The organism is Bacteroidales bacterium (assembly GCA_018334875.1).
In the GTDB taxonomy this organism is placed as follows: Bacteria; Bacteroidota; Bacteroidia; order Bacteroidales; family UBA12077; genus JAGXLC01.
In genome coordinates this window covers 1-8,234 of record JAGXLC010000181.1, presented here as the reverse complement: position 1 = coordinate 8,234, position 8,234 = coordinate 1, and the positions used below count along the sequence as shown (strand labels likewise).

At 45.7% G+C, this 8,234-nt stretch carries 5 protein-coding genes; 3 read left to right on the top strand and 2 right to left on the bottom strand.

The genetic code is table 11. The features are described 5' to 3' along the window. The 3 genes from KGY70_13490 to KGY70_13480 all read left to right on the top strand — a co-directional run. A partial coding sequence (locus KGY70_13490) for a sulfatase-like hydrolase/transferase (protein MBS3776202.1) occupies positions 1–1,621 on the top strand: 1,621 nt, incomplete at its 5' end. Positions 1,622–1,701: 80 nt separating this feature from the next. Then, the gene (locus KGY70_13485) at positions 1,702–2,778 is read left to right on the top strand and encodes a nucleoside hydrolase (GenBank protein MBS3776201.1); all 1,077 of its coding nucleotides are present in this window, start codon (positions 1,702–1,704) and stop codon (positions 2,776–2,778) included. A 127-nt stretch (positions 2,779–2,905) separates the two neighbouring features. Then, positions 2,906–4,369 carry a hypothetical protein gene (locus tag KGY70_13480; protein ID MBS3776200.1) on the top strand — a complete coding sequence of 488 codons (1,464 nt, stop codon included), beginning with the start codon at positions 2,906–2,908 and terminating at the stop codon, positions 4,367–4,369. Between the two features lie 111 nt (positions 4,370–4,480). Here the strand turns inward: KGY70_13480 and KGY70_13475 are convergent, their stop codons facing one another. Beyond that, on the bottom strand, positions 4,481–5,677 hold the full coding sequence (locus tag KGY70_13475) for a hypothetical protein (protein MBS3776199.1): 1,197 nt from the start codon (positions 5,675–5,677) through the stop codon (positions 4,481–4,483). Positions 5,678–5,744: 67 nt separating this feature from the next. Next, a partial coding sequence (locus tag KGY70_13470) for a family 78 glycoside hydrolase catalytic domain (GenBank protein MBS3776198.1) occupies positions 5,745–8,234 on the bottom strand: 2,490 nt, incomplete at its 5' end.

Genomic DNA, 8,234 nt, shown 5'->3' with positions numbered 1-8,234 from the left:
TATGCATGCTACGTCACTGGGCACACAGCATCTTCGTTCGGAGATCCCCATACCGGATAAGGTCAAAGGCATTCCTGAATACCTGGATCAGGCCGGCTATTTCTGCACCAACAGCGGAAAAACCGATTACAACTTTTCACCGGCCGGGATGTGGGATCACAATGGTACCGACAGCGCCCACTGGGAGTATCGTCCGGAGGGTGATCCCTTTTTCAGTGTCTTCAATTACGGGGTAACGCACGAAGGACATGTCAACAATTATCAGCCGGAGGATTATAAGAACCTGGAGAAACGACATGACCCCGAAAAAATCAATTTGCCGCCCTATTTCCCTGATACCCCTGAAATGCGAAAGCTTTGGGCCCGGCAATACGATTTGATCACCGTTCTTGACAAACGGGTGGGAGATTTGATTGATCAGTTAAAGGAAGACGGTCTGTATGACGAGACCATCATATTTTTTTACGCGGATCATGGTTATGGCATGCCGCGTTATAAGCGGTGGCTCTACAAGTCAGGCCTGCATGTTCCCATGATCGTCAGGGTACCTGAAAAATACCGGGACCTGATCCCGAAGGAGCCGGGTTCTAAATCAGACCTTATGGTGAGTTTTGTTGATCTGGCTCCAACAGTGCTCAACCTGGCCGATGTGGATATTCCTGATCACATGCAGGGGAAAGCATTTCTCGGGAACGATTTGCCTGAAGAGCGACAGTACCTGTATGCCTCGCGTAGCCGGGCAGACGATGTTTACGATGTATCCAGGGCAATACTCAGCGATGATTACATCTATATCCGGAATTACATGCCCCATCATTCTTATGTAACCGACGCGCTGATATTTGATGAAGAAAAGGCGAGTTTCAGAGAACTTCGCCGGCTTCGGAAAGCGGGTAAATTAACCGGATACGCCAGAAAGTTCTTTCAGCCCAAACCGGCCGAAGAATTATATAATCTTGAAGAAGACCCACATGAACTCAACAATATTGCAGATTCATCCGCTTATAGCGATAAGCTTAAGCAAATGAGGAAGCGATTGAAAAATAAAATAATCTCGACAAGAGATATCGGTTTCCTGAATGAGGCCGAGATGATGCGCAGGGCCAGAGGTAGCACTCCCTACGAGTATGCACAGTCTGCAGATTATCAGCTTAAAGATCTCCTCAATGCTGCCGAAAAAATAGGAAAAGCTGATGTGGAGACGGATGAACTGATTGCCGGGTTGTCTGATAAAGATAGCGGGGTTCGTTTTTGGGGTGTGGTTGGATTGATTGCACACGGTGAACAGGTTGAAAAAGCAGAAAATGAAGTAAAATCATTGTTGGATGATCCTTCCCCGATTGTTCAGATCAAGGCCGCAGAATTGTTGTGCAAGTGGAACCGGAGTGAAAAAGCCCTTCCCGTTCTTGAGAAACATCTGAAAGCCAGAGATAAGCCGTGGTTGGTTCTGCAGGCAGCCATCTCCCTGAGAAGGATCGGTGAAAAGGCAAAACCCATGGAGGCGGTTATAAAATCAGAATTACAACGATACAAGGGAGATACGGGCAGAGGCTACAGCAGTTGGTCATATCCCATGTTCATTGGTTTTGCATTGGATCAGGTTCTTATTAATATTGATTAAAATTAATTTTGTAATTTTATACCTGGAAACTCCGTAAGATTGACATTAAAGATATGCGTATCTCAATTTTTTACTTCATTATGAAAAAATCAGTTATTAGATTCAGATTACTTTTTAACAGGGAAATTGCCGGCCAACTTATATTAATGGCCATGGCAGCAACACTTGTTCTTTCAAGCTGCGGGAGAACAGAAGATGCCGGGAAAGAATCCTTCCGGCATCATGTCATTATTGATACCGATGCAAACAACGAGGTGGACGACCAACATGCCCTGGCCTACCTGTTTTTCAGCGGCGATGACTTTGCCGTCGAGGGGGTGACAGTAAATGCAACCAGCGATCCAAGGGACGGAGTCACATACTCATCCGTAAGCGACCACTATGATGAGGCAAAACGGGTGATGCAACTTTGCGGGGTGTGGAACCGGATACCTCTTCATACGGGCGCCCAGGGTTCATTCGATGAGATAGAGGGCAATATCCATGAAGGTGAATTTGATGGCCATGAGGCGGTAAATTTCATAATTGAACAGGCTCTCAAAGAGCGGGATCAGGAACTGATTTTGTTACCTGTGGGCAAATTGACAAATATTGCTCTTGCCCTTAAAAAAGAGCCATCAATAGCTGAAAATATAAGGATCGTGTGGTTGGGGGCCAATTATCCGGAACCTGGAGAACATAACCTGGAATGGGATATTGAGGCAATGAACTACATACTTGATGTAGATGTTCCCTTTGAGATGGTGACCGTCCGCTATGGGGATCCATCGGGCACAGATGCCGTTAAGGTTTCACAGGCACAGATGCTTCAAAGGATGCCCGAAAAGGGTTCGAAAATTTCTGAACCTGTTACCGGTCGACACGGCGGTGAGTTCTATACCTGGGGAGATTATTCGGCAAACCTTTTCGAGATGTACGATATGGGGGGCAATCCACCCAGCAGGCCGCTGTTCGACCAGGCTGCTGTGGCCATTGTGAAGAATTCGGATTGGGCAGAAAGTTACAAGCATCCTGCTCCGGTCTATACAGACGGACAATGGGTTGAACGACCCGACAATTCACGCAAAATAACCATCTGGGAGTGGTTCGACATTTACGGCATAATAAATGACTTTTTTGTTGTAATGAACAACCCGGTTACGGCTGAACGACCCTGATCCTCCGTTTCAATGTTTTCCGGTATCTACAGGAACTGCTGTTTTTGTCGATTTTTTGGGAATAGTCACATTCAATTACAATTACAAGGGATTAAAATGAAAAAGTCTAACCTTAAAAATATAAGCTATGAATAAAATTGGTAGTTTCAAACTGTTATCGTTAATGGTTGTTACGCTATTGTTCATTATTTCCTGTGATTCTACCAGGGATTATGAACAGAAAGAATCCATTCAAATATCTGAAGAAAATCCCTTTTACTGGGAATATGATGGTGAGCCTTTATTGCTTCTCGGAGGTTCAAAGGAGGATAACCTTTTTAATCACCCCGACGGACTGGAAGGGCATCTCGATGCTTTACAATCGGCCGGTGGAAATTACATACGGAATACCATGAGTAGTCGCAATCCGGGGAACAGGTGGCCTTTTAAAAAACTGGAAAATGGTCTTTACGATCTTGAGCAGTGGGATGAGGAATATTGGGATCGCTTCGAAAATCTGCTTAATCTTGCTGCAGAGCGGGACATCATCGTGCAGGTTGAGATTTGGGATCCGTGGGACTATTTTAAAACCGAAGCTCCCTTAGGATTTGGCCCCAATAATGCAGGATGGGAAAGCAATCCCTTTAATCCCAGGCTGAATGTCAATTACACGGCAGAAGAATCCGGGCTGGATATACAAATTGAGTATCATTCCAAAGCAGAACCTACCGATCATGTATTTTTTCATACTGTGCCGAAGCTTAAAGATATTGCCGTTATTCGTCAGTATCAGGAAAAGTTCGTTGAAAAGATTCTATCTGTAAGTCTTGATTATCCCAATGTTTTATATTGTATGAACAACGAGATAGGAGAGCCCGCTGAATGGGGAAAATACTGGGCACGATTCATCAGGCGGAAAGCCGATGAAAGGGATGAAGAAGTCTTCCTGACGGATATGCGCCGGAACAGTGATTTTACTTCCCGGGAACAGGTCAGTTTGTTGATGGATAACGAGCACTATGATTTTTTTGAAATTTCCCAGAACAATGCCAACGATGGTCAGAAACACTACGATTTGATCATGTCGGTGCGTAACCGGATCAGGGAGAACCCCAAACCCCTTAACAACGTGAAAATTTACGGGGGAACTATTGGAAGTTGGACTACTAGTGTGGAAGAAGGTACGCGTCGTTTCTGGAGGAATATATTCGGAGGCTGTGCATCAGCACGTTTTCACCGTCCGGGACCTTCGAAACAATATTTTGGACTTGGGTTGAGTGATTTGGCACAAACCCATATCAAAAGCATGAGGATGTTTATGGAAAATTTTGATATATTTTCATGCGAACCTGCAAATCATTTTATGAACAATCGCGGACTTAATGAAGCTTACTGCATAGCTGAAGAAGATGAACAATACGCAGTTTACTTTCCCGACGGGGGCGATTGTAAACTTACTATAAACTATTCTACCGGAGAATGGGAGAAGCGATGGTTGGATATATCAAATTCTGCATGGCATGAAGCTGAGCCCCTTAACGGGGGGAATAGGCTTACGTTGGAAACTCCTGGGGACGGCCAGTGGGCGGTGCTGATCACTCCTTCGGAATAAAAGGATTTGGTGCCGCAAAAGAGGCCCATGGACCTTACAGTAATAGGGCTTCACGGGTAAACGCTGTCTTTAACATTTATCCTGAAGCCTTTGCGCTTAATCTATCTTTCATTAGCCATACCATGGCCGCTGGCGGTTGTTTGCTTTTTCAATGGCGCGAATGGCAGCATTGACATTTTCTACAATCTGGAAATCGCACATCCCTGCACAGATAAAGTCGGCTCCATTGTCAAAGGCATACTGAAAGCCTTCATCCGGGAAAATTGCCCCGCCGGCCAGTACCTTAAATCCTACTACGGGTTTCTTCAGCTTTTGAATATAGTTTACCGTTTCTTCCGGGAAAAGGCACCACATATTGTCGTGATAAGGATTGCGGTCTGTATTTTTAGGTCCCTGCACACCAAACGGAAGCCGGTCCTTTTTGGACAGTGCCGACCAGTACCGGTCATGGTGCAGGGTTTTGAAATAGAAATCCACTTCGATTCCCGCTTCATCGCAGGCATAGAATGTATGAACATCATGGGCCCCTACGCTTACCGGGTAACCTTGCCGCCTGGTATGATCCACACATTTTTGCAACAGACCGGCATCACCGTCACGCGCAAAGATGTCACCCTCAACGCCCCTGATCTGAATAAAATCTACACCCAGATCGATCGACCGGTCGATATCGCTGTAAAGGTCATCTTTTGTCGGCCGCACCTGCATCATGGTATGAAGGTTGCTGCCGTTTTGCTTGTTGTATTGGTTTATAAGATGTTGTTGCTCCCATGTACACAGGTTTAACGTATTGATCCCTGCCTGTTCTGCCAGACGAATGGTCTCAATTAATTTTTCTTCGGTGAAATATGCCCTGAACAGGGAGGAAGTGTATTTGAGATCCCGGCTGTGTGCATAACCACAAAAAGGATTGCTTCCCAGGATCAACCGGCTGACCGATTTATTACCAAGTTTCCCCCGGGGGATTTCCCCTTCCAGTTCCTCAAGAGGTTTTCGTTTAAAGGTACCACAACTGTCAGGAACCGGCACAATCTCTGAAGCGGAAGATTCTTTTGGACTTAAAAATGTCCAGGCAAAACCACCCAGGAAAGGCAGAAAAGCCAGTTTTTTCAATGCTTGCCGGCGGCTTTGTGTTTTTTTTACCGCAGAGACGGAAAAATCAGCCTTTTGTTTTGGCCTGTTGAAAGGTAGTTGGCTCCGGTGATTTAATTTTTTCAAAAAATCCTGAATATTGACAATAACAGGTTTAATCATCCGGCCCAAATGTTGAATCGGGCCAAACAGAAAGTGATTTTGATGTGTTTTCATGATGGTACATTTTAGTACGATTTATCTTTTAAAAATATCCAATCGAAACCAAAATTCCAAAGTTTTGTCAATTTACCAGGAAATCATAGCTTCCGGAGCCTAGCTTCATTACCACTTTTCCTGCTTTTCGGCTGATTATTTCTATGTTTTGCTGTTCTGAAAGGGGAGCGTCTCCTTCCAGAATTTCCTTACCCTTATCAGCGGGCAGTGTGATGGTGGCCGAGGTGTTGAAGGGCACATTAAATTTAAATGCAGTGCCATTTTCTTTCTTTCTCCATGCACTCTTAATTTCACCATACATGCAATGATGCCTGGCTTGGGCATGAGTGAGTTTTTCCGGTATTTGCGGCTTCAGGTAAAAATGTTTGAAACCGGGATGTTCCGGATCAATTTTGATCCCTGCCAGGGCTTCAAAAAACCATTCGTCCACACTGCCGAACATGATGTGGTTTCTTGACATCGATCCGTCCCATGTTTGCCACAGGGTAGTCGCTCCCCGTTCGATCCAGTCTCCATATCCCGGATAGGTTTTTTGGGTGATCATCTCATAGGCCAGGTCGGTTAACCCATGTTCCGTAAGTACGTTGATCAGGCATTTGACCCCTATCACACCTGCATCGAAATGATTGTCCTGATTGTTTATCTCTTCCACCAAGCTGTTCAGAACCTCTTGCTCATTCTGTTCTTTTACCAGACCGAAATAAAGGGCCATGGCCAGCGAGGTCTGGCCTCCGTTACCGTATGTCTGGTCTTCCGGGTGGTAGTATTTTTTATTATAGGCCTTTTTTATATTCCTGGCCAGATCTTTGTAGTGCCGTCTGTCTTCCTCATGATTCATGACAGCAGCCATTTTTGCGGTTATTCTGGTAAGGTGGTAGAAGTATGATGATGCGATGATCGGTGGTTCGGTGGGGGTATCCACATATTTATGATCATTGATGCCGCCGTTGAGAAGGTAATTGTCTGCCTGGGATTCCAGGTAACCCATGTATTTTTTTATTCCATCGTAGTATCGTCTTAGTATTCGTTCGTCTCCTTTATAGAGGTAAATGTTCCAGGGTATGGTAACAAACGCGCCTTCCCACTGGGGACCATAACCCAATACCGTATCTTCCCCTCTGGTATACCCCCAGCCGCTGGTAGGAATGATACCGGGTAGCTCTCCGCTGGCCCTTTGTTCATCCAGGAAATCATCGAGCCACTTCCGATAGGCTGTGGTAGAGTGAAAATTCCAAAAACCAACCTCCGCTGCCGCCTGCCCATCACCCGACCAGCCGATCTTTTCACGGTGTGGACAATCCTCCGGGTAGCCATGAAAGTTGCCCAGATACGACCATTGGGTATTCCGGTGAATTTGATTCAATACGCTATCGGAAGAGAAAAAGGTACCCGCGGTATCGAAATCCGTATGCACAACTTGTGCTTTCAGAGTGGATGAATCGGGAGCTTCATGTAAACCGGTTACGGATGCATACCGGAAGCCGTGATAGCTGAAGGAAGGCTCCCAGGTTTCTGTTCCTTCTCCGCTAAGGGTATATTTATTGGTTTGGGTAGGACCTTCATTGACAAACCGGCTGAGTTCCTCCTGGTCCAGGGTGCCATCCTCATATAATCGTTCACCGTGTTCTATGGTTACTGTATCTCCGCGAGCACCTTTCACATTAAGCTTTGTCCATCCGGCTATGTTCTGACCAAAATCGAAAACCCATGTTCCCGGTTGGGGTTGGGTAATTTCCTCTACTTCCAGTGTTTTTATAATGCGCATGGGTGGAAGTTTCTGGGCAGATAGCCTTCCTTTGGGACCGGATACTTCCAGCGCCCCGGTCCAGCTCTTATCGTCATAGCCTGGAAGAAACCACTGCTCACTATATTTTCCTGCATCATAAAACTCCCCGTTGCGAATGCTGTTGTAAACTATAGGTCCTCGTTTATATTCCCAGGTATTATCGCTTATTACAGTATGTTTTTGTCCCTTGACATCCTTGTATTGCAATTGCCCTGTGAAAACCGGACTCTCGCGCCAGGGGGCCTTATGAAAATCCCAGGCGGAAGGGGAGTGCTGGTTGTACCATCCATGTCCCAGAACAACCACCATGACATTTTTGCCCTTTTTCAGATATTTTCCGACATCATAGGTGTTATATTTTACCCGCTCTTCATAATCGGTTACTGCCGGATCCAACTGATGGTCTCCGACCCGCTGACCATTGATGTAAAATTCATAATATCCCAGACCGGATATATACATCCTCGCTTGTTCGATGCTCTGGTTGATTTCGAAAGATTTCCTGAAGTAAGGGGCCGGATTGGCAGGTGGAACCCCTTTTTCCCATGCACTGGTGGAAATCCAGTTTGCTTTCCAGTCTTCCTTTTTCAATAAACCGGTCTCAAACCATTGAATGTCGCTGTAAGGAGAAACCCTTCCCTGGCTGTCCCATATTTTTACTTTCCAGTAATATCGGGTGGCCGGCTTAAGGTCGGGTCCTTCATAAGCGATGTGTAATGACTGACCGGAGCCGATCTTCCCGGAATTCCATATATCCCCTGTATCTTTCTT